At 67.2% G+C, this 22,883-nt stretch carries 22 protein-coding genes; 11 read left to right on the top strand and 11 right to left on the bottom strand.

Annotated features, from left to right (window positions below; genetic code table 11):
* Positions 1–2: 2 nt before the first annotated feature.
* The gene (locus HV786_RS18480) at positions 3–704 is read right to left on the bottom strand and encodes a glutathione S-transferase N-terminal domain-containing protein (protein ID WP_128828178.1); all 702 of its coding nucleotides are present in this window, start codon (positions 702–704) and stop codon (positions 3–5) included.
* Between the two features lie 140 nt (positions 705–844).
* On the bottom strand, positions 845–1,750 hold the full coding sequence (locus HV786_RS18475; RefSeq protein ID WP_128828179.1) for a DMT family transporter: 906 nt from the start codon (positions 1,748–1,750) through the stop codon (positions 845–847).
* A 122-nt stretch (positions 1,751–1,872) separates the two neighbouring features.
* Here HV786_RS18475 and HV786_RS18470 point away from each other — a divergent pair, with 122 nt between their 5' ends.
* Positions 1,873–2,340 (top strand): Lrp/AsnC family transcriptional regulator, encoded by a 468-nt coding sequence (locus HV786_RS18470; RefSeq protein ID WP_056318685.1) that lies wholly within the window; start codon positions 1,873–1,875, stop codon positions 2,338–2,340.
* Here HV786_RS18470 and HV786_RS18465 read toward each other — a convergent pair.
* Entirely contained in the window at positions 2,337–2,828 is a 492-nt protein-coding gene (locus HV786_RS18465) for a glutathione peroxidase (protein WP_128828180.1), read from the bottom strand. The genes HV786_RS18470 and HV786_RS18465 overlap by 4 nt on opposite strands.
* 158 nt (positions 2,829–2,986) lie before the next feature.
* On the opposite strand from HV786_RS18465, the gene HV786_RS18460 reads away from it, so the two are divergent.
* Entirely contained in the window at positions 2,987–3,319 is a 333-nt protein-coding gene (locus HV786_RS18460) for a tetratricopeptide repeat protein (RefSeq protein WP_128828181.1), read from the top strand.
* On the opposite strand, the gene HV786_RS18455 is transcribed toward HV786_RS18460, so the two are convergent.
* Together HV786_RS18455 and phrB are read right to left on the bottom strand one after the other, a co-directional pair.
* Positions 3,282–4,952, bottom strand: coding sequence for a methyl-accepting chemotaxis protein (locus tag HV786_RS18455; RefSeq protein ID WP_175211498.1), 1,671 nt, complete (start codon positions 4,950–4,952; stop codon positions 3,282–3,284). The two genes, HV786_RS18460 and HV786_RS18455, sit on opposite strands and share 38 nt — an antisense overlap.
* 92 nt (positions 4,953–5,044) lie before the next feature.
* Positions 5,045–6,463: a deoxyribodipyrimidine photo-lyase gene (gene phrB, locus HV786_RS18450; RefSeq protein WP_175211496.1), complete on the bottom strand. Its 1,419-nt coding sequence runs from the start codon at positions 6,461–6,463 to the stop codon at positions 5,045–5,047.
* Positions 6,464–6,771: 308 nt separating this feature from the next.
* Here phrB and HV786_RS18445 point away from each other — a divergent pair, with 308 nt between their 5' ends.
* On the top strand, positions 6,772–8,220 hold the full coding sequence (locus HV786_RS18445; RefSeq protein ID WP_128828182.1) for a CoA transferase: 1,449 nt from the start codon (positions 6,772–6,774) through the stop codon (positions 8,218–8,220).
* Positions 8,221–8,298: 78 nt separating this feature from the next.
* On the opposite strand, the gene HV786_RS18440 is transcribed toward HV786_RS18445, so the two are convergent.
* From HV786_RS18440 to dbpA, 5 genes are all read right to left on the bottom strand, one after another.
* Positions 8,299–8,835, bottom strand: a complete 537-nt coding sequence (locus tag HV786_RS18440; protein ID WP_128828183.1) for a peroxiredoxin — start codon at positions 8,833–8,835, stop codon at positions 8,299–8,301.
* A 76-nt stretch (positions 8,836–8,911) separates the two neighbouring features.
* A complete protein-coding gene (locus HV786_RS18435; protein ID WP_175211494.1) occupies positions 8,912–10,384 on the bottom strand; it encodes a YXWGXW repeat-containing protein in 1,473 nt (490 codons plus the stop codon).
* 31 nt (positions 10,385–10,415) lie between these two features.
* Positions 10,416–10,583 carry a hypothetical protein gene (locus tag HV786_RS18430; RefSeq protein ID WP_174245455.1) on the bottom strand — a complete coding sequence of 56 codons (168 nt, stop codon included), beginning with the start codon at positions 10,581–10,583 and terminating at the stop codon, positions 10,416–10,418.
* A 277-nt stretch (positions 10,584–10,860) separates the two neighbouring features.
* The gene (locus HV786_RS18425) at positions 10,861–11,268 is read right to left on the bottom strand and encodes a DoxX family protein (RefSeq protein WP_128828184.1); all 408 of its coding nucleotides are present in this window, start codon (positions 11,266–11,268) and stop codon (positions 10,861–10,863) included.
* A gap of 188 nt (positions 11,269–11,456) precedes the next feature.
* The gene (gene dbpA, locus HV786_RS18420; RefSeq protein WP_175211492.1) at positions 11,457–12,845 is read right to left on the bottom strand and encodes an ATP-dependent RNA helicase DbpA; all 1,389 of its coding nucleotides are present in this window, start codon (positions 12,843–12,845) and stop codon (positions 11,457–11,459) included.
* A 144-nt stretch (positions 12,846–12,989) separates the two neighbouring features.
* On the opposite strand from dbpA, the gene HV786_RS18415 reads away from it, so the two are divergent.
* Positions 12,990–13,508, top strand: a complete 519-nt coding sequence (locus HV786_RS18415) for a hypothetical protein (RefSeq protein ID WP_175211490.1) — start codon at positions 12,990–12,992, stop codon at positions 13,506–13,508.
* Positions 13,509–13,518: 10 nt separating this feature from the next.
* Here HV786_RS18415 and HV786_RS18410 read toward each other — a convergent pair whose 3' ends face one another.
* The gene (locus HV786_RS18410; protein ID WP_056316911.1) at positions 13,519–14,277 is read right to left on the bottom strand and encodes an IclR family transcriptional regulator; all 759 of its coding nucleotides are present in this window, start codon (positions 14,275–14,277) and stop codon (positions 13,519–13,521) included.
* Positions 14,278–14,438: 161 nt separating this feature from the next.
* Here HV786_RS18410 and xsc point away from each other — a divergent pair, with 161 nt between their 5' ends.
* The 7 genes from xsc (at position 14,439) to HV786_RS18375 (ending at position 22,869) form a co-directional block, all read left to right on the top strand.
* Positions 14,439–16,250 (top strand): sulfoacetaldehyde acetyltransferase, encoded by a 1,812-nt coding sequence (gene xsc / locus HV786_RS18405; RefSeq protein ID WP_175211488.1) that lies wholly within the window; start codon positions 14,439–14,441, stop codon positions 16,248–16,250.
* 100 nt (positions 16,251–16,350) lie between these two features.
* Entirely contained in the window at positions 16,351–17,271 is a 921-nt protein-coding gene (locus HV786_RS18400; protein ID WP_175211486.1) for a bifunctional enoyl-CoA hydratase/phosphate acetyltransferase, read from the top strand.
* 124 nt (positions 17,272–17,395) lie between these two features.
* Positions 17,396–18,973 carry an ABC transporter substrate-binding protein gene (locus tag HV786_RS18395; RefSeq protein WP_128828187.1) on the top strand — a complete coding sequence of 526 codons (1,578 nt, stop codon included), beginning with the start codon at positions 17,396–17,398 and terminating at the stop codon, positions 18,971–18,973.
* Between the two features lie 11 nt (positions 18,974–18,984).
* Positions 18,985–19,953, top strand: a complete 969-nt coding sequence (locus HV786_RS18390; protein ID WP_128828188.1) for an ABC transporter permease — start codon at positions 18,985–18,987, stop codon at positions 19,951–19,953.
* The gene (locus HV786_RS18385; RefSeq protein ID WP_062841338.1) at positions 19,950–20,852 is read left to right on the top strand and encodes an ABC transporter permease; all 903 of its coding nucleotides are present in this window, start codon (positions 19,950–19,952) and stop codon (positions 20,850–20,852) included. Before HV786_RS18390 ends, HV786_RS18385 begins: the two co-directional genes overlap by 4 nt.
* Positions 20,849–21,850 (top strand): ABC transporter ATP-binding protein, encoded by a 1,002-nt coding sequence (locus HV786_RS18380; RefSeq protein ID WP_128828189.1) that lies wholly within the window; start codon positions 20,849–20,851, stop codon positions 21,848–21,850. The genes HV786_RS18385 and HV786_RS18380 overlap by 4 nt, the downstream gene beginning before the upstream one ends.
* Positions 21,847–22,869 carry an ABC transporter ATP-binding protein gene (locus HV786_RS18375; protein ID WP_062841336.1) on the top strand — a complete coding sequence of 341 codons (1,023 nt, stop codon included), beginning with the start codon at positions 21,847–21,849 and terminating at the stop codon, positions 22,867–22,869. The genes HV786_RS18380 and HV786_RS18375 overlap by 4 nt, the downstream gene beginning before the upstream one ends.
* The last annotated feature ends 14 nt before the right edge of the window (positions 22,870–22,883 follow it).

Here is a 22,883-nt window from a genome sequence, read left to right as displayed (position 1 = left end):
GGTCAACGGGCGACGTTCTGGGCGGTCTGGCCGAACAGGATGCGGCGTGAGGCTTCGTCGCTGACTGACGGGGTGGTGTTGATGGTGTCGGCCAGCGCGTAGGCGCGTTGCGTCGCCGGACGCGCGCCGATGGCTTCGAACCAGCGCTTGAGGTGCGGAAATTCGTTCAGGTCCTGGCTTTGCTTGGCGTGCGGCACGATCCACGGGTAGGCCGCCATGTCCGCGATGGAATAGTCGCCGGCGACGAACTCGCGGTCGGCCAGGCGCTTGTTCAGCACGCCGTACAGGCGATTGGTTTCCTTGACGTAGCGCTCGATCGCGTAGGTGATGCGTTCCTGCGCGTAGCCGGAAAAGTGGTGGTTCTGGCCGGCCATGGGACCCAGGCCGCCCATCTGCCAGAAGAGCCACTGCGACACTTCGGCGCGCCCGCGCACGTCGGCGGGCAGGAACTTGCCGGTCTTCTCGGCCAGGTATTGCAGGATGGCGCCCGACTCGAACAACGAGATCGGCGCACCGCCGTCGGCGGGCGCGTGGTCCACGATGGCGGGGATGCGGTTGTTGGGCGCGATGGCCAGGAATTCGGGCTTGAATTGGTCGCCGCGGCCGATGTTGACCGGGTGGATCTTGTAGGGCAGGCCAGTTTCTTCGAGGAACAGCGTGATCTTGTGGCCGTTGGGGGTCGTCCAGTAATAGAGATCGATCATGAGGGTGTCCTGTGTGTCATGGCGCCGCGGGCAAGCGCCCGCGGATGGAAGGGCCATGATAGCGGCGCACACCGGACGGATGCCTGAATAACCGGGGGCCGGATGCGGGTTTCCGCGCAGGGCCCCGGGCGAACTTGGGGTCAGACCGCGCCCGGACGCGGGCTGCGCGGCAGCCGCCACGTCCAGTTCAGGCTGACTGCGGCGGCGGCCAGGAAGATCAGCGCCACGCCCGCGATCTGCGAGGCGTCCATGCGGTGGCCGTAGACCACGAAGTCGAGCAGGATGGCGACAGCGGGATAGATGAAGCTGAGCGCCGCGGTGGACGTGGTGGGCAGCTTCTGGATGGCCGAGTACATCAGGATGTACATGAGGCACGTGTGGATGAGACCTAGCGCCACCAGGTATCCCCATTGCACAGGCTGGGCGGGCAGGGCATTGAAGTCGGCCATCGGCAGCAGCATCACCGCGCCCAGCGTCACCTGCACCAGCGCCAGCACCTGCGGGGGGACGCCCTTCAGGCGCTTTACGATGATGGCGGTGATGCCGTACAACGCGGCTGCGCCCAGGCCCAGCATCAGACCCGTCAGATAGGCGCCGCCGCCCGCCGCGCCGCCATCGCCCAGACGCAGCACCAGCAGCAGCCCGGCGAACGCCACGAGGGACCACGCCACCTTGCCGCGGGAGGGGCGCTCGCCCAGGAACAGCACGCCCAGCCCGATCAGGAAGAACGGCTGCACGTTGTAGACCGCGGTGGCCAGCGAAATGGACGCCAGCCGATAGGCCGAGAACAGCAGCACCCAGTTCAGCACCAGCGCGGCGCCGGCGGCCAGCGCCAGGGCCAGCGTTTTCGGGGTAAAAAGTCCCGGCTTGAGCAGGCCGCGCGCCCAGCAGTACAGAAACAGCGACAGGGCGCCGAACACGCAGCGAAAGAATACGACGTTCCAGGCGCTTTGCCCGGACTCCAGAACGAAGACGCCGAGCGTGCCCGACAGGGTCATGGCGGCCGCCATCTGCGCGAGGCCCGTGCGTTCGGTCGAGGGGATCATGGTGGTTCTCCAAAGGCCATCTGGCCAGGAATTCGATGGAGAAATTATCCCAGGCGGTTTCATCCGCTTATATGATGTTGCCGTGGCACTTTCGCGATTCAACCTTGCTTTGGGTGGAATTTATGCAGAACGACCTAAAAAATGAAAGTCCGGTTTTGGATGGGATCGACCGCCGTCTCGTGGAGATGCTGTCTGCCAATGCGCGCACCACCACGGCCGACCTGGCGCGGCAGGTGGGCATGTCGGCGCCCAGCGTCGCCGACCGCATGCGGCGGCTCGAGGAATCCGGCGTGATTCGCGCATACACGCTGGACGTGGATCCGGTGGCGCTGGGTTATTCGCTGGAGGCCGTTGTGCGCATCCGGCCGTTGCCCGGGCAGTTGCGCCACGTCGAGGGCCTGATCCAGCAGATTCCGGAATTCGTGGAGTGCGACAAAGTGACGGGCGATGATTGCTTCATCGCCCGCATGGTGCTCCGGTCCATCACGCACCTGGACGGCATCCTGGAACGGGTGACCGAATTTGCCGAAACCAACACCGCCATCGTCAAGTCGCACACGGTGCGCCGGCGACTGCCGCCGCTGCGTTAGACGGGGGCGGACAGGGCCGCGGTGATGTCCTCGCGCAGGCTGGCCGGCGTGTCGGTGGGCGCGTAGCGCTTGATCACGCGGCCGTCGCGCCCGACCAGGAACTTGGTGAAGTTCCACTTGATGCCTTCGGTGCCGAAGACGCCCGGCTTTTCGCCCTTGAGCCATTGGTACAGCGGGTGGGCGTTCGGGCCGTTGACATCGATCTTGACAAAGAGCGGAAAGGTGATGTCGTACTGGGTGCTGCAGAAATTGCGGATCTCGGCCTCGTCGCCGGGCTCCTGGTGGCCGAACTGGTCGCACGGAAAACCCAGCACGGTCAGACCGTCGTCGTGGAACGCGCGGTAGAGCTCTTCCAGGCCGGCATACTGCGGCGTGAACCCGCATTTGGAGGCGACGTTCACCACCAGCAGCACGCGGCCGCGGTATGTCTCTAGGGACTGCTGCGTGCCGTCGATGGCGCGGACGGAGAAATCATGGATTGTGCTCATGCGGGCTCCTGGAATTGGGCGTCGTCCGCGCATCGGCGCGGGCGTTGGGGCAGACTTGGGAGTGTAGCGCCGCAGACGCGCGTGGGGGCTTTGCGGCCCCGCGGCAAGGCCCAGCCTATGATGCGGGTTTACCGAAGACGCTGGCAAGGAGCTGCGGCATGGAAGGAATGATCGAGCGACTGGAGGCGATGCTGGCCAAGGGCACCGACAATCTGCTGCTGCGGTTTTCGCTTGGCAAGGCCTACGCGGAACAGGAACGCTTTGCCGAGGCCTGCACCCATCTGCGCGCCGCGCTGGCTTTCGATCCCACTTATTCGGTCGCCTGGAAATGGCTGGGCAAGGCCTGCCTCGGGTTGAATGACAAGCCCGGCGCCCGCGCCGCCTGGGAGTCGGGGCTGGCGGCGGCCCAGGCGCGGGGAGATCAGCAGGTCGTCAAGGAATTGCAGGTGTTCATCAAGCGCCTGGACAAGGAAGCGGCCGCGGGCGCCTGAGACTTTCGGGTTTCGCTGGCAGTTCCGCGGCCGGAGCCGGTGCGCTGGCGACGCGGAAGACCTCGATGGCGTGACGCAGGCGGGCGCCATCCGTGCGCAGGTTGGCAACCGCCTTGGCGGCCTGTTCGACGCGCGCGGCGTTGCCCTGCGCGGCGCTGTCGGTTTCCGAGATGCTGCGGCTTACCGTGTCGATGCCCGCATGCTGGTCGGTCGAGGTGGCGGCGATCTCGTTGATGATGCGCGTGACCTTTTGAACGGATTCCACGATATCGCGCATGCTGGCGCCGGCCCGCTCGACGTGCCGCACGCCTTCACCGACGCGCGCGTCCGAGCTTTCGATGAGCGCCTTGATCTCGCGGGCGGCGGTGGCGCTTTTCTGTGCAAGGCTGCGCACTTCGCTGGCCACCACCGCGAATCCCTTGCCGGCCTCGCCGGCGCGCGCGGCTTCGACGGCGGCGTTCAGCGCGAGGATGTTGGTCTGGAAAGCGATGCCGTCGATGATGCCCACGACCTCGGCAATGCGCGATGAGCTTTGGACGATGCCTTGCATGGCGTGCGCGGCCTCGTCGACCACATTGCCGCCACGCCGGGCGAGGTCGCTGGCCTGGTTTGCCATGGCGTCGGCATCCTGCGCGTTGGCGGCATTTTGCTTCACAGTTACGGCCAATTGCTCCATGCTGGCCGCCGCCTGTTCCAGCGACGCTGCCCGGCGCCCGGTGTGGGCCGAGAGGTCTGCGTTGCCTTGTGCGATGTCGGCGGCGGACTGCAGGGCGTTCTCGATGCCGCCGTGCACGTCGCGCGTGATGCTGACCAGGCTTTTGCGCATGACTTCCAGGGAAAACTTCAGTTCGCCGATCTCGTCCCCGGTCAGGGCGCCGGGCAGCGGCGTGCTCAGGTTGCCCGCGGCGATCTGGCGCGTGAAGTCCGTGGCCGCGCCCAGCAGCCCGGCGATGGAGCGGGCAAAGCCCCAGCCCGACGCGAAGATCAGCGCGACGCCGCCCGCGGTCAGCGCGACGGCCGCGGCCAGGGCGCTGATGCTCAGGCGGTCGTGCATGCCGTAGATGGCCGCGCCGGCCGCGCCGATGAACAGCGAGGCGGACAGCACTGCCCACGCCAAGAGGCGCGAACGCACGCCGGTCAGGCGCCAGAGTTTGAGCCGCGCCAGGACGCCGCGCACTCCCGCCGGTTTGACTTGGCCGCCGCAAAGCCGGATGCCGCGCGCCGTGCCCAGACGCAGGCTGGCATAAACGGCTTCGGCCGTTTCGATCTGCTGGCGGGTGGGCTTGACCCGCACCGAGGCATAACAGACGGTGGTGCCGCGTTCCACGATGGGCGTGACGTTGGCCAGCACCCAATAGAAGCCGCCGTCCTTGCGCCGGTTCTTGACCATGCCTGTCCACGACTCACCACGCTGGATGGTGCCCCAGAGGTCTTCGAAGGCGGCCGGCGGCATGTCGGGATGGCGCACGATGTTGTGCGGCGCGCCGACCAGTTCCTCGCGTGAAAAGCCGCTTGCGTGAACAAACGCCGGATTGGCGTAGATGATCCGGCCGCGCGAGTCCGTGCGGGATATCAGGTATTGCTCGTCTCGGAGTACGTATTCCGTGTCGTTGACCGGCTGGTTGTTGCGCATGCGTCGCTCGTCCTGTGATGGGCGAGGGCATCATCGGGGACGGGCGCGGCGGCGGCGTTGATGTACGTCAACGCCGCCACAGGTCGACGCGCTTACGCGGCGGGCAGGTTGCCAAAGGCTTCAAGCGCCCGCAGCCGGCTTTGCGCCAGATCCACGATCGGTTCCGGATAGCCCGCGGCGGCTCGTTCCATGGGATTCGGATCGTGGATGGCCTTGTCGTCCAGATGCGCCAATTCAGGCAGCCATTCGCGCAAAAACACGCCGCGCGGGTCAAATTTGCGGGACTGGGACAGCGGATTGAAGACGCGGAAGTAGGGCACCGCGTCGGCGCCCGTGGAGGCGCTCCATTGCCAGCCGCCGTTGTTGGCGGCCAGGTCGCCGTCCACAAGCTGCGACATGAACCAGGCCTCGCCCAGACGCCAGTCGATGAGCAGGTTCTTGGACAGGAACATCGCCGTCACCATGCGCAGCCGGTTGTGCATCCAGCCCAGCGCCAGCAACTGGCGCATGGCGGCGTCCACGATGGGGATGCCGGTCTTGCCCTGCTGCCAGGCCGCCAGGTCGTCGGGCGCGTCGCGCCAGGGCACGGCCGCCGTCTCCGGCTTCATGGGCTGGTGCATGGACAGGGCGGGGTAGGCCGCCAGCAAGTGCAGGTAGAACTCGCGCCACAGCAGTTCGTTGATCCATGTGGCGGCGCCGGCCTTGCCGCTGTCGATCTCGCCCTGGTTGGCCGCCAGCGCGGCGCGCAGCGCCTGGCCGGGAGACAGGACGCCCGCGGCAAAGTATGGCGACAGGCAACTGGTGGCGGGCAGCGAAGGGAAATCGCGCTCGTCCTTGTAGGCGAAGATCGCCTCGTCGGCAAAGGCGGCCAGCCGGTCGCTGGCGGCAGCTTCACCGGCGGGCCACAGCGCCCGGACGGCGTCGCTGGGCGCGTCGAACCCGTCGAACGATTCCGGCAGCGGATCGGACTTCCAGCGCGGCGGCGTCTGGGCGCTGGGCGCGGGAATGGGCCGCACGGGCGCGCTGCGCAGGCGCTCGCGGCAGGTGCGGGCATAGGGCGTGTAGACGCGATAGCAATCGCCCTTGCCGGTCAGCACGGTGCCGGGACGCAGCAGCGTCGCGCCGTGGTGCACCGTCCACTCGATGCCGATGTCGGACAGCGCGGCTGCGACGGCGTCGTCCCGGCGGCGTTCATTGACGCCCCACTCGGCGTTGACGTGGACCGCTTCGATGGCGTGTTCCTGGCAGAACGCGGCCACGGCCCGCGGTGCGTCGCGCCAGTCGTTAACGGTCAGCAGCTTGAGCGGAATCCCGGCCTGTCCCAGGTCCTGGGACAGCTCGCGCAGGTTGCGCAGCCAGAAATCCACCTTGGCCGGCGCGTCGCCATGCTGGCGCCATTGTCCGGGCGCGGCCAGGAAAAGCGCGGTGACCGTGCCGGCCTCGGCCGCCCCGGCCAGGGCGGCGTTGTCGTGCATGCGCAGGTCGGTGCGCAGCCAGAGCAGCGTGTTCATGGGGAGGCTCCAGGGACTGGGGGCCGGGCGGCGCGCCGGCGAGGCTGCGATTCTATCCCGAGCACGCGCGCGGACCAGGGCGAAAGCGCCTGGAAGACGATGTAAAAACTACGAGGAGATGTGACCGGTGTTGCACTGCAACCCTTTGCGGCCCCTGGTTGGCAGGGGGAGGGGCCAGACGGCCCCCAAACGCCAAAACGCCCCACGTTGGCCGTCAAACCATGAAACACGCTGGCGCGTGGCGTGTATTGACGCACGTGTGAACGCCGCCATGTAATGCAAGTAAACGACTAATGCAGGCAAACGCTATGGGAAATCTGATGGACCTCCGCCCGTCCTTTCTGAAGGGACGCACACCCGCCGGCAAGACGTCCCGCGATGTCTTGCAGAAGCTCTGGCGTTCGGTCGATTTACCGGACGCGTCGCTCGAGCACGTCGTGCTGACAGGCGCAGACCCTGTCGTCCCGTCCTCATTTGCCGTCGGCACGGCCGCGCAGACCAGCATGGCTGCGGCGGCCCTGGCTGCCGCGGAGGTCTGGAACCTGCGTGGCGGCGCCCGGCAGCAGGTCAGCGTGGACATGCTGCATGCGGCGCAGGAGTGCCGCAGCCACTACACCATCAATGGCGTCACGCCCAATCCGTGGGATCCCATCACCGGCGTCTATCGCTGCGGCGATGGCGGCTGGGTGCGCATTCACGCCAACTTCGCGCATCACCGTGACGGGGCGCTGGCCTTGCTGGGCTGCCCGACCGGCGACGGCGCCACCCGCGAAGCCGTGGAACGCGCGCTGAGCCGCTGGAAGGCGCTGGATTTCGAGCAGGTGGCGGCCGATGCCGGCATGGTCGTGTCTGCCATGCGCTCGTTCGAGGAATGGGACCGCCATCCGCAGGGGCAGGCTGTCGCCGCGCAACCGCTGCTGACCATCGAACGCATCGGTGAAGCCGATCCGCGCCCGCTGCCGAAGTACGCGCAGAATGCACGTCCGCTGCAGGACATCCGCGTGCTGGACCTGACGCGCATCATCGCCGGACCGGTGTGCGGCCGCGCGCTGGCCGCCTACGGCGCCGACGTCATGCTGGTCAACAGCCCGCAACTGCCCAATATCGACAACATCATCGATACCAGCCGCGGCAAGCTGTCCGTGCTGGCGGACCTGGACACGGCCGATGGCCGCATCGCGCTCGGCAACCTGCTGCGCAGCGCGCATATTTTCGTGCAGGGCTATCGGCCTGGCGGCATGTCCGCACTGGGATTCGGCCCGCAGGACGCGGCACGCATCCGTCCGGGCATTGTCTATGTGTCTTTGTCCGCGTACGGCACGACGGGCCCGTGGGCGAACCGGCGCGGGTTCGATTCCCTGGTCCAGACGGCCACGGGCTTTAACCACGCGGAAGCGCTGGCTGCCGGTCAGGAGGCGCCCAAGGCGTTGCCGATGCAGATTCTGGACCACGCGTCGGGTTACCTGATGGCGTTCGGCGCGCAGGTGGCGCTGGCGCGCCAGGCAACCGAAGGCGGCAGCTGGCACGTGCGCGTGTCGCTCGCCCAGACGGCGCATTGGCTGCGCGGATTGGGGCGGGTGGACGGCGGGCTGGACTGTCCCATGCCAGGCTTTGACGGCCTGATGGAGACGTCGCCATCAGGTTTTGGCGAGTTGGTCGCGGTGCGCCATGCGGCGCGCTTCTCGGAGACGCCGGCGCGCTGGATCCGGCCGTCCAGTCCGCCCGGCACGCACCCGACGGTCTGGCCGTTCAATTGATCTTCGACAGGCGCGGTACGTAACGTCGAACCGTTCAAGAGCGCGCCTTATTCCGCGCGCCGGTTTCTCATCAAGGCCTTACTGCTTGGCCTTCCATTCCCGCAGTGCGCGCATCGTGTTTGCCACGTGCGACTCGGGGCTCATGTTCGTGTATTCGTACAGGATCTTGCCTTCGGGCGAGATCACGTAGGACACGCGCTGCGCATATTCCGGCCGCTTGTCGTGGACGGCGTCGTACGCCTTCATGACTTTGCCGTCGCCATCGGCCGCGACGGCGAATTTGTTGCGGCACTCGCTGACCGAAAACTTCTTGAGTGTGTCGATGTTGTCGGTCGATACGCCGATGACCGTGGCGCCCAGCGACTTGTATTCGTCCGTGGCCTCGGCGAAGTTGTGGGCTTCGATGGTGCAGCCCTGCGTGAATGCGGCGGGGAAGAAATACAGCACCACCGGACCTTGCTTGAGCGCTTCCTTCAGCTTGAAGGTGTATTCGTTGCCGCCCAGCGAGGCCGGCACGCTGAAGTCCGGAGCGGCGGCGCCCACCGGCAGCGCGGCGAGGGCCGGCGTGCCGGCCATCAGGCCGCATACGAGGAACCAGGGGGCAAGGCGCTTCATGGGTGTCTCCCGTTGGAGCCGCGGAAACGCCGCGGCAAGCTGTCTACTGTAGCGGCGGGGCGCGCAAGGGTCCAGTTCAGCCGCCGTCAGGCCCGCCGCGGCCATTGTTGCCGCGCGGCTGGTCGCGTTGCTGCTGCTGGCGTGACTGCTGCTGTTCCCGCTGCTGCTGCTGCTGTTGGCGGGCCTGCTGCGCCTGCTGGTCGCGCTGTTGCCGTTGCTGCTGTTGTTGCTGCTGCTGTTGTTGCTGCTGCTGACGGACCTGTTGCGCCTGCTGGTCGCGTTGCTGTTGTTGGCGGTTTTGGCGCGCCTGTTGTTCGTGCTCTTGACGGTCACGCGCCATTTGGCGCGCCTGGTCGTCGCGTTCCCGCTGCTGGCGGGCCTGTTGATCCTGTTGCCGGCGTTCGCGCAGGTCCTGCTGGTTCTGCTGATCGCGTTGCTGCTGCTGGCGCGCCTGCTGGTCACGCATCTGCTGCTGGCGCAACTGCTGCTGGGCCTGCGCGTCGTTCTGCTGCCGGTCGCGCAACTGCTGGTCACGGCTTTGCTGTTCGCGAGCCTGCTGTTGGCGCTGCTGATCGTTTCTCAACTGATCGCGCGCCTGCTGGTCGCGGACCTGCTGCTGGCGCTCTTGCTGCTGGCGCTCCTGCTGCCCGGCCGGGTCGCGCGGGCGCGGGCCGGGGCGGCCGTCGCGTCCACGATCGTCGGCGAGCGGCACGGAGGGGTTGTTGCCCTGCGGGCGGGCGTCCCGGCCGGGCCTGCCGTTGTTCGGGTGGTCCACATACGCCTGGGGCGGCTTGCCCTTGTTGTGTTCATAGAACTGGGCGCGGTTGCCGCCCGCTTCGCGCACATAGGCGCGCTGCACGTCGGTGGGGCCCGCGTGGCGGTCATTGCGCGCGGCCAGCTCGCGCGGGTCGGCATTGCGCCGCACGCCTTGCGGCCCGCCGTGGTAGCTGACCCGGCGGTTGTCCACGTTGTTGACGACGATGTTCCGGTTGTAGACGTTCGTCACGCGGGTGACGTTCACGTTCGTGACGGACCGGTTGTAGTAGAAGCGGTCGCGCTTCCAGTAACCGCCCACATAACCCAGGCCCGTATAGCCGAAGCCGTAGTTGATGCCGCCGTAGAAACCCACGTGCGGGCCCCAATAGCCAGGGTTCCAGAGGTAAACGCCATTGGAAAAGCCCCAGTACCCCGGAGTCCAGAGAGCGCCCTGATACGGCGCCAGCACCCATGCGCCGGGCACCCAGAAAAAGCCGTAACGGTTGAGGCTCCAGTAGCCGGGCACCCACAGATAACCGTCAGCCGGAGCGGGCGGCTGCACGTAGACCGGCAGGGGCGGCGGCGGCTCGGGACTGCGGTCAACCAGCGCAAGATTCGCGTTGGCGGGATCGCCCTCGTCGTATGCGGGTTGTTGATACGCAGACGGAACCGGCACCTGCTGCGTGGAGTAGACGTTCTGCGCGGCGGCCAGCGCGGGGGCGGCGGCGGTCACTGCCAGCAGGGCCGCGGTGGCCAGCGGCCGCAAGCGGGCAATCTGGAAGGAAGGGCTCATGAGAATGTCCTTGGCGCAGCAGATCCGATGTTCAATAGCCGCGATAGTAATAATGCGGGGCGGGGTACGCCGGGTAGTAGTAATAATGCGGCGTGGCGTAGACCGGCGCGGGCCGGTAGTAAGCCGGCCGCGCCGGGACGACCACACAGCCGCTCAAGGCGCTTGTCATCGCCACCATCAACAACAAAGTCTTTTTCATCATCCGGCTCCCGCCTGGCGCAAGGCGCGAAATACGCCTTCATTGCGCGCATGCAAATTAGGCCATGCCGGCGGGACCAAGTTCGGGGACTGTAATGGTTCCGAAACAGCTTTCGCGTGACGGATGTTTGCGCCTGCGTGACGGTCGATGACGTTCGTATCAATGTCTGCGCAAACGCGTCATAGTCGTCGCAAAAAGAAAGGGACCGCGAATGCGCGGTCCCTTGTGGTGTTGCCTTGCATGTCCGCCGCGTGGCGCGGCGGACGGGGGCAGCCGGTCAGTTCCAGCGGCCGCCGGCGCCAGCCAGGCTGAAACGGCCAGCGCCCATGAACGCGATCGCCACGGCGGTGAACAGGTACATGCCTTGCAGTTCCAGCGCCCAGCCGCCGTTGTTGGTCATGCTTGCAAGACTGCCGCTGTGGGCGAGCAGGATGGCGACGACCATGTTGATGGCGATGATCAGACCGCCCAGACGGGTGTAGACGCCGATGATCAGCAGGACGGGGGCGACGATTTCGCCAATGTACACGCCGTAGGCCAGGAAGCCGGGCAGGCCGTGCGAGGACAGCATGCCGCTGATGCCGCCGACGCCGCCGCCGGTCAGTTTGAACAGGCCGTGGAGCAGAATCAGAATACCGAGGGTCAGGCGCAGGATCAGCTTGCCGGTGTCATCGGACTTGATCATGGTGAGTTTCTCTTGTGATGGTTAAGGGGGACAGTGGGCAGGTTGGAGCCCACTGCTTGCCTTTGGTTCCGCGCCCGCCGTGCCTTTCGAAAAAACCAGCATACCGGCGTGCAGGCGGCGCCATTATGGCAAAGCCGGTGTGAAACCCACAAGCTTTGCGGCGCGTGCCTGCCGCCAGCCGTGCCGGATCAGAATTCTTCCAGGAACCGCATCCGGAACCGGCGGCCTTTGATGTTGCTATTGGAAATCCGGGAGAACGCCTGCTTGGCGATCTGGCGGTCCAGCGCCACGTACGACGTGAATTCGGTGATGTTGATCTTGCCGACCTGCTCGAACGTCAGGCCGCCGTCGCCGGTCAGCGCGCCCAGCAGGTCGCCGGGGCGCAGCTTGTCCTTCTTGCCGCCCTGGATGCTCAGCGTGATCATGGGCGCGCGCAACGGGCGGTCTGCCTTGGGGCGCAGCGATTTGAGATCGCCCCATTTCAGCGGCGATCCCTGGTATTGCTCGATCAGGGTGGCCCAGCGCATTTCCTCGGGCGAACACAGGCTGAGCGCCAGGCCCTTCTGGTCGCCCCGGCCGCTACGGCCGATGCGGTGAACGTGGACTTCGGTGTCCTTGGTGACGTCCACGTTGATCACGGCGCCCAGGTTCTGGATGTCCAGCCCGCGCGCGGCCACATCGGTGGCCACCAGCACGGCGCAGCTCTGGTTGGCGAACTGGATCAGGATTTCGTCGCGCTCGCGCTGTTCCAGGTCGCCATTGAGCGCCTGGGCGCTGATGCCTTCGGCTTGCAGGCGCTCCACGAGGTCATGGCTGCGGATCTTGGTGTTGCAGAAGGCCAGTGTGGAGGCGGGACGGAAATGCGCCAGCAGCTTGACCACCGCGTCCAGGCGTTCGCCTTCGTCGATCTCGTAGAAGATCTGCTCGATGCGGCTGGCGTCGTGCTGCGCCTGGACCTTGACCTCGGCGGGATTGCGCAGGAAACGCGCGCTGAGCTTGCGGATGTTGTCGGGATAGGTGGCCGAAAACAGCAGCGTCTGGCGCTTGGCGGGGCAGTGCGAGGCAATGGCGACGATGTCGTCATAAAAGCCCATGTCCACCATCCGGTCGGCTTCGTCCAGGACCAGCGTGTTCAGGCCCGACAGATCCAGGCTCCCGCGTTCCAGGTGGTCCTGGATGCGGCCGGGCGTGCCGACCACCAGATGGGTGCCGCGGGCCAGCGACTCTGCCTGCGGCCGCGCCGCGGCGCCGCCGCACAGCGTCAGGATCTTCACGTTGGGAATCAGGCGCGCCAGCCGCCGCAGCTCTTGCGCAACCTGATCGGCCAGTTCGCGGGTGGGGCAGACCACCAGCCCCTGCGGGACCAGGTTGTTCACGTCCAGGTTCTGGAGCACGCCCAGACCGAACGCCGCCGTCTTGCCGCTGCCGGTCTTGGCCTGGGCGATCACGTCGCGCCGGTCCAGGATAAGCGGCAGCGCCTGCGCCTGGATCGGCGTCATCTGTTCGAAACCCAGGGTTTTCAGGTTTTCGAGCAGCGGGGGAAGGAGGGGAAGGGTGGAGAAGGCGGTGTCGGTCACGGGGGGGCGGATCCGGTCAGGGATCGGAGAAAAGCTGAGTTGGGCGTAGTGTAAAGCCTGAGTCGGTATGATCTACCGACGGGTTGGCCGGCTGCGGGGCGGGTCTGTCCCGATCATCAACGCCAACTGACGTCAGGGTGGATCATGTTCGACAAGTTCAAGGCGCTGTCCGAAGGCGCGGCCGTCAAGGCGCGCGCGCTGACCAGCCGCACGGCTGGGGCGCTGGAAAGTTCAAAAGCCCAGCTGGGCGATGCCGCCGCGAATGCGCGGGCCAAGGGCCTGGCGCTGGCGGGCGCCACGGCGGTGAAAGGCCGCGAGCTGGCCGGGGCCACAGCGGAAAAGGGCCGCGAACTGGCGGGCGCCACCGCCGAGAAGGGCAGCGCGCTGGTGGAACAGCATTGGCAGACCATCGAGCGCGTGACGGTCGATGGCTTGCTCAGCGTTTCGGCCGAAAAGCTCAAGGACGACGCCATGGTCAAGGACGTGCTGGAGCGCGCCTACGAGGCGCTGCCGACCGTGGTGCGGCTCGTCCTGCCGCGCGACCGGTATCTGGAAATCGTCATTCAGAAAAAGCAGCCGCTGCTGGCCAAGATCGAAGGCGCGAGAAACCGCCGCCAGGAGCGGGCGCAGGCCGGCGCGGCCAGGAACGACCCGGACGCGTGAATCGTCGGGACTAGGCCGACGCCTCGTACGTTCCTGCCAACGCCCGGGCGGCTTCCTGCATGCGCGGCAGCCACGCCCGCGCGCCGTCGATCGACAACCTTGCCACCGGCGCATGCAGCGCCACCGCCGCAATGGCGCGCGATCCATGCAGGATGGGCACCGCCATGCAGACGATGCCCAGCAGGAATTCCTCGCGGTCGAAGCTGGCGCCTTCTTTCTTGATGGTCCGCAGTTCTTCTTCCAGCGCCGCCGCGTCGCAGAGCGTGTTCGGCGTATAGCGCGGCAACTGGGCCGCCGCCAGCATGCGCTGGCGGGTTTCGCGGCGCATGTACGCCAGGAACAGCTTGCCGCTTGCCGAACAATGCAGCGGCACGCGCGAGCCCGATTGCAGGTTGACGCGCAGCGGCCAGGCGGTTTCCACCCGATCCAGGTAAATGACCTCGTCGCCGTCGAGCATGGTGCAGTTGCAGGTCTCGCCGATTTCGTCGACCAGGCTGTCCAGGATGCGGTGGCGCTCGCCGCGTAGCGGTGAATTGAGCAAGGTGTCGCGCGCCAGCGCCCCAAGACGCGGGCCGCTGACGTAGCTTTTGCCGGCCGGTTCGCGCAGCAGCATGCCGGCGTCGACCAGGCGAGACAGGATGCGCAGGACGGACGGTTTGGGCAGGCCGGTGGCCTCGGTCAGTTCGGCCAGCGAGACCGGCTGGGACGAACGGGCAACCTGTTCCAGCAGCGTCAGCGCCCGCAGGGCGGCGGAGGATTCGTCTTTCATCTTTCAATAATCGAGATTTCAGCGATCGGCTGCCCATCGTCGCACACAAAATGCAGAAAATGGAACGCCCGGGGGTGGGAAGAGAGGGATTTCTGGCGCAGTATCGGATCACACCGGCCAACTAGCAATCGGACGAGCGCCGGCATGCCAGGAGAGAGACCATGAGCAGCAAGCAACACATGACCCCCAGCGAAGCGTTTGTCGAAACGCTGGTCGCGCAGGGCGTCAAGGATGTTTTCGGCATCGTCGGTTCGGCCTTCATGGATGCGCTGGACCTGTTTCCCGCGGCCGGCATCCGCTTCGTGCCGACGGTGCACGAACAGGGCGCTGCGCACATGGCCGACGGCTATTCGCGCGTGACCGGCCGGCACGGCGTGTGCATTGCACAAAACGGCCCCGGCATCACCAACTTCGTGACGGGCGTGGCGGCGGCCTATTGGGCGCACAGCCCGGTGGTGGCGATCACGCCCGAGACCGGCACGTCGGGCATGGGGCTGGGCGGCTTCCAGGAAACCGAGCAGCTGCCGATCTTCTCGCGCATCACGAAATACCAGGCGCACGTGAACCGCCCGGATCGCATGGCCGAATTCACGGCCAAGGCGTTCGACAATGCGATGGCCGAACGCGGCCCCGCGCAGCTGAACATTCCGCGCGACTATTTCTACGGCGAGATCGACGTGGCCATCCCCGAGCCGCGCCGCATCCGGCGCGGGCCGGGCTCCGAAGAGGACCTGGAAGCCGCGGCGCGCCTGCTGGCCGAGGCCAGGTTCCCGGTCATCGTGGCGGGCGGCGGCGTGTTGTTCTCGGACGGGCAGGCGGAATGCGTGGCGCTGGCCGAGCTCTTGGGGGCGCCGGTGGTGACCAGCTATCTGCACAACGACGCGTTCCCGGCCAGCCATCCGCTGTGGTGCGGCCCGCTGGGCTACCAGGGCGCCAAGGCCGGCATGAAGCTCTTGTCGCAGGCGGACGTGGTGCTGGCGCTGGGCACCCGGCTGGGGCCCTTCGGCACGCTACCGCAACACGGGCTGGAATACTGGCCGCAGAATGCCCGCATCATCCAGGTCGACGCCGACCATCGCATGCTGGGACTGGTGCGTCCGGTGTCCGTGGGCATCTGCGGCGACGCCAAGCCGGCCGCCGCCGCGCTGACGGCCAAGCTGCAGGGTCGCGACGTGGCCTGCGTGCGCACCAAGGATCAGCGCGCCAGCGAGATCTCTGCCCAGAAGGCCGAGTGGGAACAGGAATTGGACAGCTGGTCGCACGAGCGCGACGACTGGAGCCTGGACATCATCGAGCAGGGCGGCGGGCGCATGCACCCGCGCCGCATGCTGCGCGAGCTTGAGCGCGCGATGCCCAAGCATGTGATGGTCTCCACCGATATCGGCAACATCTGCTCGGTGTCCAACAGCTATCTGCGTTTCGACGAGCCCAACTCCATGCTGGCGGCCATGAGCTTCGGCAACTGCGGCTACGCGCTGCCGGCGTTGATCGGCGCCAAGCTTGGCCGGCCCGACCGCCCGGCGGTGGCGTATGTGGGCGATGGCGCCTGGTGCATGAGCTTCCAGGAATTGCTGACCTGCGTGCGCGAGCAGATCCCGGTGACCGCGGTGGTGTTCCACAACGGCCAGTGGGGCGCCGAGAAAAAGAACCAGGTCGACTTCTATGGCCGCCGCTTCGTGGGCAGCAACCTGCGCAATCCCAACTTCTCGGAATTGGCGCGCGCCATGGGGGCCGAAGGCATCCGCGTGGAACACGCCGACCAGGTCGGCGCCGCGCTGCAGGCCGCATGCCAGGCGCAGCTTGAGGGCAAGACCACTGTGCTGGAGATGATGGTCAGCCAGGAGCTGGGCGATCCGTTCCGCCGGGATGCGCTCAAGCAGCCGGTGCGGTTCCTGGACAAGTACCGCAAGTACGTGAACCAGCCGTTCCAGGCCGGCGAGGTGCCGCTGTCGATCGAGCCGGTGGGACGCTGACCGGCACGCCCGGCGCGGGCAGGGGCTGGCCGTCACGCCCTGGCCCCGCGCCGGTCAATCACCCGGCCGCCGCACGCGCGGCCGCGGCAGGAGCGAAGACATGGCATTCGACCGTTTGTTCGAGCCGCTGCGCGTTGCCGCGCTGGCGGCGGGGCGGCTGCGCACCGCGGTGGCGTATCCGCTGTGCCCCGTCAGCCTGCGCGCCGCCGTAGAGGCGAGCGAGGCAGGCTACATCGAGCCCGTGCTGGTCGGGCCCGCGGACCGCATGGCCACGCTGATGGCGCAGGAAGGCATACGCGCGGGTTCCATGGAGATCGTCGACACGCCAGACGATGAGCTTGCGGCCGCACGCGCGGCCGCGGCGCTGGCGCGTGACGGCGCGGTTCGCATGCTGATGAAGGGCAGCCTGCACACCGATCACTTCATGTCGGCGGTGGTGACGCGCGAATCGGGCCTGCGCACGGGCCGGCGCATCAGCCACGCCTTCGTGATGGCGGTGGCGGCCTACCCGAAGCTGCTGATCCTGACCGACGCGGCGGTCAACATCGCGCCCACCTTGCAGGAAAAGGCGGACATCGCGCAGAACGCCATTGATCTGGCGCGCGCCCTCGGCGTGGAACGGCCCAAGGTTGCGGTGCTGTGCGCCACCGAATCAGTCAACCCGGCGATGCCGGCCACGCTGGATGCGGCCGCGCTGTCCAAGATGGCTGACCGCCAGCAGATCCGGGGCGGCGACATCGACGGGCCGCTGGCCTTCGACAACGCCATCTCGCGCGAGGCCGCGGACCAGAAAGGCATCGTGTCGCGCGTGGCGGGCGACGCCGACATTCTGCTGGTGCCCGACATCGAGGCCGGCAACATGCTCTACAAGGAGCTCACGTGGCTGGCGGGCGCCGGCGCGGCGGGCCTGGTGCTCGGCACGCGGGTGCCGGTGCTGTTGACGAGCCGGTCAGATTCCATGGAAGCGCGCGTGAACAGTTGCGCCGTCGCGGCGCTGCACGCGCACGCCATGGGCCGGTGACCGCAGGCAAGCCTGGCACCACCAAGTCTGGCGGTTTGGTACTAAGCGTGCATCCGGCGGATGACTACGCTAGACCGCAAGCCATCCATGAATGGTTCATGCCACAACATCAAAGGGGTAGCACATGCGCAGCGCAAGACTAGGCCTGGCCACGATTCTGTCGGTGTTTGCAATGGCGGGGAGCGCCGCGGCGGCGGACACGCCCAAGGCCGGCGGCACGCTGGTCATCGGATCCACGCAGGTGCCACGGCACCTGAACGGCGCGGTCCAATCGGGAACGGCCACCGCGCTGCCCAGCGCGCAGCTCTTTGCCAGCCCCCTGCGCTACGACGCCGACTGGAAGCCGCAACCCTACCTGGCTGAGTCGTGGGAACTGGCGCCGGACGGCAAGTCGCTGACGCTGCACCTGCGTGGTGACGCGGTCTTTCATGACGGCAAACCCGTGACGTCCGAGGACGTGGCGTTCTCGATCATGGCGGTCAAACAGAACCATCCCTTCCAGACGATGTTCGCACCCGTCGAAAGCGTGGACACGCCCGACGCGCGCACCGCCGTGCTGCGCATGAGCAAGCCGCATCCGGCAATCCTGCTGGCGCTGTCGCCGGCGCTGATGCCGGTGCTGCCCAAGCACATCTACGGCGATGGCCAGGACCTGAAAACGCACCCGCGCAACTCGGCGAACGTGGTGGGTTCGGGCCCGTTCATCTTCAAGGAGTTCAAGCCGGGACAGGAGATCGTGCTGGAACGCTTCGACAAATTCTTCTTGAAGGGCAAGCCGCTGCTGGACCGCGTGGTGGTCAAGATCAACCCCGACGCCACCAATCTGCTGATCGGGCTGGAGCGCGGCGACATCGGCGCGCTGCCGTTCATGACCGAGCCGACCATCCTGCGGCGCGCCAAGGACAATCCGTCCATCGTCATGACGAGCAAGGGCTATGAAGGCATCGGCGCGCTCAGCTGGCTGGCGTTCAACACGGCGCGCAAGCCGCTGGACGACGTGCGGGTGCGCCAGGCCATCGCCTACGCGACGGACAAGGGCTTCATCACGAAGGCGCTGAATGCGGGCTTTGCCGCGCCGGCGCATGGTCCGATCGTGGGCACCAGCCCCTTTGCCAGCGACGACGTGAAGAAGTATCCGCTGGACCTCAAGCGCGCCGAACAGCTGCTGGACGAGGCCGGGTTCAAGAAGGATGGCAAGGGCGAGCGCATGACGCTCACGGTGGACTACATGCCGGGCAGCGACGTGCAGGGCAAGAACGTCGCCGAGTACCTGCGCAGCCAGTTGAAGAAGGTGGGCATCAACGTGCAGGTGCGCGCGTCGCCGGACTTTCCGACATGGGCCAAGCGCATCGCCGGCAAGGATTTCGACATGACCACCGACATCGTCTTCAACTGGGGCGATCCGGTCATCGGCGTGCACCGCACATACATGTCGTCCAACATCCGCGACATCATCTGGACCAACACGCAGTCCTACAAGAATCCGAAGGTCGATGCGCTGCTGGAGCAGGCGGGCACCGAGACCGACGCGGACAAGCGCCGCGCGCTGTACGCGGAGTTCCAGCGCTTGGTCACCGAGGACGTGCCCATCGACTTCCTGACCGTCATTCCGTACCACACGCTCTCGTCCAAGAAGGTGCAGGGCCTGCCGTCCGGCATATGGGGACTTCTGTCGCCGCTGGATGAAACCTCCGTGCAGTAGCGGGAGCCGTCATGCTGCGATATCTCTCGCGCCGCCTGGCCTACGCCGCGATCCTGCTGCTGGCCGTGGTGACGCTGAACTTCCTGCTCATCCACATTTCGCCGGGCGACCCCGTGGAGACCATCGCGGGGTCCATGGGCGGCATCAGCGAAGACCTGCGCGCCCAGCTGCGCGCGCAGTACGGGCTGGACAAACCGTTTCTCGCGCAGCTTGGCATCTATCTGGGCCAGGTCGTGCGCGGCGACCTGGGGTATTCCTATTTCTTTAACGTGCCGGTCGCCCAATTGATCTGGGAGCGCGTGCCGGCCACGCTGCTGCTGGTGGTGACGTCGGTGACCGTGGCGTTCCTGACGGGCACGCTGCTGGGCACGTTGGCCGCCAGAAAGCCCAACGGCCTGCTGTCGCAGGGCATCACGCTGCTGTCGGTCGTGGGCTATTCGGCGCCGGTGTTCTGGACCGGCATCATCCTCATCATCCTGTTCGGCTCGGTGCTGCCGATTTTTCCGGTGTCCGACATGCGCACGGCGGGCGGACCGCAGGACGGTTGGGCGGGCGTGCTGGACGTGCTGCATCACCTGGTGCTGCCGGCGTTCACGCTGGCCTTCGTGTACCTGGCGCAATACAGCCGGCTGGCGCGCGCCAGTGTCATGGACGCGCTGTCGGCCGACTACATCCGCACCGCGCGCGCCAAAGGCCTGCCGGAGAACACGGTGCTGTACAAGCACGCGCTGCGCAACGGCGTGCTGCCGGTGGTGACCATGCTGGGGCTGCAGTTCGGCAACGTGCTGGCCGGGGCAATTCTTGTGGAGACCGTCTTCAATTGGCCGGGGCTGGGACGCCTGGCCTTCGATTCCGTGCTGCGCCGCGACTATCCGACGCTGCTGGGCATCCTGCTATTTGCCTCGTTGCTGGTCGTGGTGATGAACCAGCTTACCGATCTGGCGTACCGCCTGATCGATCCCCGGATCAAGACATCATGAGACCCGCACCCATCGCGCTGCCCGGGCAGGCCCGCGCCGACGCCCGTCCCAAACCGCCGCCCCGGCCGTCCTACGAGGCGCTGCGCGTGTTCGCGCGTAACCCCAGCGCGCTGGCTGGCGTGCTGCTGCTGGCGGCGATCCTGGCGGTCACGATCTTCGGTCCGATGATGATGCAGGCCGATCCCTTCGAGATCGCCGCCGCGCCGATGGAACCGCCCGGTGGCGAACTGCTGCTGGGGTCCGACTACCTGGGCCGCGACGTGCTGACCGGCATGATCTACGGCGGCCGTGCAACCCTGCTGGTGGGCGTGGTGGCGGCGGTGCTGTCCATGGCGATCGGCATCACCGTGGGCGCGCTGGCGGGCTATTACGGCGGCTGGGTCGACGAAACCCTCATGCGCATCACGGAATTCTTCCAGGTGCTGCCCACCTTGCTCTTTGCGATGGTGCTGGTGACCCTCTTCAGCCCGTCGCTGGCCACCATCGCGGTCGCGATCGGCGTGGTCAGCTGGACGGGAACCGCGCGGCTGGCCCGCGGCGAGTTCCTGCGGTTAAAGCGCCGCGAATACGTGCTGGCCGAGCGCGTGATCGGCGCGGGCGACGCGCGCATCATCTGGCGCGTCATCCTGCCCAATGCGCTGGCGCCGCTGATCGTGTCGGCCACGCTGGCCATCGGCACGGCGATCCTGTTCGAGGCAGGGTTGTCGTTCCTGGGCCTGGGCGATCCCAACGTGATGAGCTGGGGCCTGATGATCGGCAGCAACCGGCCCTACATCCTGACCGCATGGTGGGCGGTGACCTTGCCGGGCGCGGCCATCTTCCTGACCGTGCTGGCCGTCAGCCTGATCGGCGATGGCTTGAACGACGCGCTCAATCCGACGTCGCGGGGCCGGGCATGAACGCGGCCGACCTGACTCCCGTGCTGCAAGTGGACGGCCTGAGCCTGGAATTTCGCACGCGCGGCCGCGCGGCCGAAGTGCTGAGCGACGTGAGCTTTGACCTGCATCCCGGCGAAACGCTGTGCCTGGTCGGCGAGTCCGGCTGCGGCAAGAGCATGACGGCGCTGGCGATCATGCGCCTCATCCCGCCGCTGGCTCGCATCGGCGCGGGCCACGTGCGCCTGCGCGGCGCGGACCTAGCCTTGCACGACGACGAGGCCATGCGCCGGGTTCGCGGCAACAACATCTCGATGATCTTCCAGGAGCCCATGACCGCGCTCAATCCGGTCTACACCGTGGGCGATCAGATCGGCGAGCCGCTGCGCCAGCACCAGGGCCTTTCCAAGCGCCAGGCGCGCGAGCGCGCCATCGAGATGCTCAAGTCCGTGGGCATCCCGCTGCCCGAGCGCCGCGTGGACGACTATCCGCACCAGCTGTCCGGCGGCATGCGGCAGCGGGTCATGATTGCCATTGCGCTGGCCTGCGACCCGGACGTGCTCATCGCCGACGAGCCCACGACCGCGCTTGACGTGACGGTGCAGGCGCAGATCTTCGACCTGTTGCGCGAGCAGCAGGCGCGCCGCGGCACAGCCGTGCTGCTGATCACGCACGACATGGGCGCGGTGTCTGAAATGGCGGATCGCGTGGTGGTGATGTATGGCGGGCGCGTGGTGGAGCAGGGCAGCGTCGGCCAGATCCTGGCCCAGCCTCGCCATCCGTACACGCAGGGCCTGATTGCCTGCCTGCCGGAACTGGATCGGGAGCCCGGCGACGACCGGCCCGATCTGCCTGAAATTCCTGGCGTGGTGCCCTCGGTCTGGGAGCGGGGCGCCGGCTGCCCCTTCGTTGACCGCTGCAAGCACGCGATGGCGCGGTGCAGCCGCGAGTTTCCGCCCATGATGCTGCTGGACGGCGGCCAGGGCGTGTCCTGTTGGCTTTTTCCGGAGGCATCGCAATGAGCCCGTCGCACGCGTCGTCCCTGCTGTCCGTGCGAGACCTGTCTGTGCATTTTCCGGTGGGCGGGCGCGGGCGCGATGGCAAGCCGGTGGTCGTGCGGGCGGTGGACGGCGTGTCGTTCGAGCTTGAGCGCGGCCGCACGCTGGCCATCGTGGGCGAGTCCGGTTCGGGCAAGACCACCACGGCGCTGTCGGTGCTGCGCCTGGCGGACCCCACGGGCGGCAGCATCCATTTCGACGGCAACGACCTGACCGCGATGCGCGGCGCGGCGCTGCGGCGCATGCGGCGGCGGTTGCAGCTTGTGTTCCAGGATCCGTACTCGTCGCTCAACCCGCGCCAGCGCGCCGAGGACATCGTGCGCACGCCGCTGGACCTGATGGGGATCGAACCGCCGGGCGGGCGCGAGGCGCGTGTGGCGTTGATGTTCGAACTGGTGGGCCTGCGGCCCGAACAGCGCCAGCTGTTTCCGCACCAGTTCTCGGGCGGGCAGCGCCAGCGGCTGAACATCGCGCGGGCGCTGGCCAGTGCGCCGGACCTGATCGTCTGCGACGAGCCCGTGTCCGCGCTGGATATCGCCATCCGCGCGCAGATCCTGAACCTGCTGCGCCGGATCCAGCGCGAGCAGGGGCAATCGTTTCTCTTCATCTCGCACGACATGGCGGTGGTGGAGCACGTGTGCGACGACATCGCCGTCATGTATCTGGGCAAGATCATCGAACGGGCCTCGCGGCGCGCGTTTTTCTCGCGGCCGCTGCATCCGTACAGCGTGGCGCTGATGTCCGCCGTGCCCACCGTGAAGGGCGGGCGCGAGACGGCGGCGCGGCGGGTCAAGCTGTCCGGCGATCCGCCCAGCCCGGTCAACCCGCCGCCGGGCTGCCGCTTCGCGGGCCGCTGTCCAGCCGCGCAGGCGCTGTGCTCGACCCGGGAACCCGCCTTGCGCGAGGTTGCCCCGGCGCATCACGTGGCCTGCCATTTCGTGGAGACGCGCGGCGGCGTGACGGTGTCGCCGTTGCAGGGCTGATGCGCGCGTGCCGA

The organism is Achromobacter mucicolens, assembly GCF_902859725.1.
GTDB lineage: Bacteria > Pseudomonadota > Gammaproteobacteria > Burkholderiales > Burkholderiaceae_B > Achromobacter > Achromobacter mucicolens.
Note: the sequence above shows the minus strand (reverse complement) of the source record. Positions and strands in the feature narration are given on the sequence as shown.